At 48.0% G+C, this 3,232-nt stretch carries 3 protein-coding genes; 1 reads left to right on the plus strand and 2 read right to left on the minus strand.

The genetic code is table 11. The annotated features are described in order from the left end of the window. Nucleotides 1-757: 757 nt before the first annotated feature. The gene (locus tag KKA81_17070; protein MBU2652640.1) at nt 758-2,047 is read right to left on the minus strand and encodes a hypothetical protein; all 1,290 of its coding nucleotides are present in this window, start codon (nt 2,045-2,047) and stop codon (nt 758-760) included. 339 nt (nt 2,048-2,386) lie between these two features. Continuing rightward, the gene (locus tag KKA81_17075) at nt 2,387-2,905 is read right to left on the minus strand and encodes a hypothetical protein (GenBank protein MBU2652641.1); all 519 of its coding nucleotides are present in this window, start codon (nt 2,903-2,905) and stop codon (nt 2,387-2,389) included. 130 nt (nt 2,906-3,035) lie between these two features. Between KKA81_17075 and KKA81_17080 the strand changes: the two genes are divergently transcribed. Continuing rightward, nucleotides 3,036-3,232, plus strand: a 197-nt coding sequence (locus tag KKA81_17080; GenBank protein MBU2652642.1) for a hypothetical protein, incomplete at its 3' end; no start/stop codon positions are given.

Genomic DNA, 3,232 nt, shown 5'->3' on the forward strand with positions numbered 1-3,232 from the left:
CGTGGAACGCCGGGCGCAACGATTCGGGCAAGGGAGTAGACTGGCACTTCACAACCTCCGACGCTCGGGTTAAATTGAAACGCCTCTATCCGGTAATTAAGGGCTGACAGGGTACTAGGTGGGCTTAAGAATAGCAAGGCTATCTTTCCGGCTCTTACGAGTACCGGCCACCTAGGCGCACAAATTGTCCCTAATCCGAAACAAAGCCGGAGTACGCATTGCGCCCCGGCCTCAATCGGACTTCTGTCGGGCGCCCCACTATTCTTAAGTAAAATCACCATACTGTACCTTTCCTTCGTTGTCAACATCTCACCGCCTGAAATTTTCCTCTTTGCACAGTCCACATCTTCCCACAAACTGCCTAAACCGCTTGATTTTCCGTGCGTTATGCGTCGCCGTGGTGTCGTAGAAATATTTCTTGTTTGACTGATATTTTTTTCATTGTGCACCATCACCACCACCGGCGTGGTAGCCGGACGCGCAGGCCGAGAACCGAAAGCATGTTCGTCTCCGTAATATTTCACCGTGGGATATAGGGGGGATGACTGGCGGTTCGCTCGGTGCAAGGTTGGACAGGCAGCGCGGAAGCAACAGGTTTCCGTGAGTGATATCGCAGCCTGCCCTTGTTTCGCTCCAAACGCTTGATCGTGTTTTCCGCTAATGTGCCGGATGCAGTGCATCCGCTTCGGCTGTTCGCCGAAGTCCGCACTCAATGCCGCGCTACGCGCATAATTCAAAATATGAATACAGACAAAGTTCACATGTTCCCCTTTTCTTCCTGTGGCGCAGGCTGATTTTGCTGCTGGCACTTTCTTTTCTTGTGCCGGTTTTTCCTGATCGTAGCTTCGCGGTATTTGTCCTCGCATCTGTCCGGAACAGCCTCCGTAAACTCCTTGAAAGTTTTCGCGCATTCTCTCCCCGCCAAGTGGTCAAGCACCGGCGGTTTGAATTTTGCCTGATAATTCACCATGCAACCCAATGCCTGATTCAAAAGATGCAGCGCATCCTGTTCCGGCGGTTCTGGGCGCGAAAGCTCAACTTCCTTATCTTTCTTTAGAATTGAAACCGCCGCATTCCTGATGCCTTTCCAAACGTCCCACTCTTCCGCCATGTCCTGATGATTGTTTTTCCGGTCTGGCAGTTCCTTGGTCAGCCTGATCCATCTTTCCATGAGATACCCGATCACATCTGCCCGCAGTGAATGCCAGTCCTCTACCGTATGGATTTCGCCCCCACTGAAAGCAAATTCTTCATTCCAATACTGGAACTGATTACGCCTGATCTCAAACTCTATTCGCGTCAGAATTTCCTGTTCACCCAATCTTTTCGCCAATGCTTCCTGTTTTTCACAGCTTCCGGAACTGTCCATTTCCCTTAGTTTGTCGTAAATCCGCAACCACAACAGCCTCCCTTTTCTGCCGCAAGTGACGGCGGTGGGTGAACGGCCTTCACTGAAAAACGCGCCCTCATATTCCGTATTGCAACGCCCACCCCCGACTACATGGTTTTGCCTGAACTTTTCCACAAACGGCAGCACCGGATACCCGCCGATGTCGATTGCCATATCCGCACGGCTAAGGACATTGCGGAAAACATACGCATTCTCCTTACGCAGGATTTCTTTTATTTCCAGCCAGACTTTTGCCAGACTGCCTTTGCACATCAGCACCAGAGAACCAATGTCCAGCATCCTGTTAATACATTTCTCGTTATAATTTGAATCCCTCAGGCTTAAAATAATGTCACTCGCTTCCAGCAGAGAAAAGCGGTATCCCATGTAGGGCATTCCTTTCCTGCCGCCCATGCCGTAAGGTAACGCCATCCACGGCATTCCGCCAAGGTCTATGGTCGCGCCCTCTTCGTCCCCTTGCTCTGCTGACATGCGCGCTTTTTTCAGGCGTTCAAAGATTTTCTCTTCATGCCATTTCAGATACAGGGAAATCTTGGCCGTATCCTCGCCTACACGGATAGGATAATCTTGACCATGGATTTGCACGGTGTGAACTTCAGGTGTGTTTTGATTTTCTGACTGGATTGCGCCAGACATAGAATCTCCTTCGCGGCTGAGCCGCAAAAAAGGGTTCTTGGCTGGCTACTGGCAAGCGCGCAGAGGCGCACCGGTGGCTGGCTACGATTACCCGAACTTTTTCCTATCTTTTGCTCCGCCCATTGCGGAGATTTCTAAATTTATGTTTTAACGCTACCCATGCTTCATCAATCACGCCAAATCTGACTTTAGGCTCCCGCGAATTGGGATTGTCAATAATCGGCCTTTCGTAAATTCTGTCACCGTCCTCGATTTCCAGAATCAAAGGCAAGCAAGTTCGCTTCGTGCGGATTCGGTTTAGTTCCTGTCCGTCATTTTCATAAATCGCCATATTCATGGTTAATCTTCCTTGCTTTCCTCAGGCTTCAACGGCGTATCCTCTTCCGGCTTGCGCTTTGCATTCAGGCGCGTCTGTTCCTTACGCTTTTTCTCACAATGTTCTTTAAGCATTCTGCGTTCGCTATAAACCGCCCGTTGTCTGCGAGCAATAAGCAATTGCGAAAGCGTGACGTTGCCAAGACCATTATCAACCAAATTTTCAATATGATCGTAATAACCGTCAACCAAGTCGGTTTCGCCGGTATTTTCATCATAAGCGTGATAAAATCTCTCATTAACATCCAAATCAGAATTTGTAAAATCGGTTTCGTTGCCAAGCTGGTCGCACTTTATTTCATCTTTTATTACTTCATTTATCCTTTCTTCTCCGTCCATTCCATTTTCAATGTAAATAGCCATTACCTGCGCACGGGTACGGGATTCGCGCTTTGCTATAACGTCCAATCTTTCCACCACATCCTGATCAAGAACCAAACCGACCTGTTGACGTCCATCCGCAATTCTTGTCGCCTTTGACATCGCATTCTCCAATACACACTTAAACACCATCAACCATTCACTTCCCTACTAATACTACCCCATACAACAGCGAATGCAAGACAATTAGCAATATATTTATTTATTCGCTGTATTTATCGTAATATGCTATATGTTAAGTGTTTGCGTGATCAGACTGCCACTATCTGTAAATATTTCTCAAAAAAATATTTCAAAAGCAGCCGTTCTTGTCGTGAATCTGTATGAAACAGGAGGGATTGGTAGCTCAAAAATAGACAGAACTTCACTGGGGTGGGCTTTTGGCGAAAATTGGTATGTTTTCACTACTGTCCCGTTGTTGCCGTCGAG

Source organism: Bacteroidota bacterium (assembly GCA_018831055.1).
GTDB lineage: Bacteria > Bacteroidota > Bacteroidia > Bacteroidales > B18-G4 > M55B132.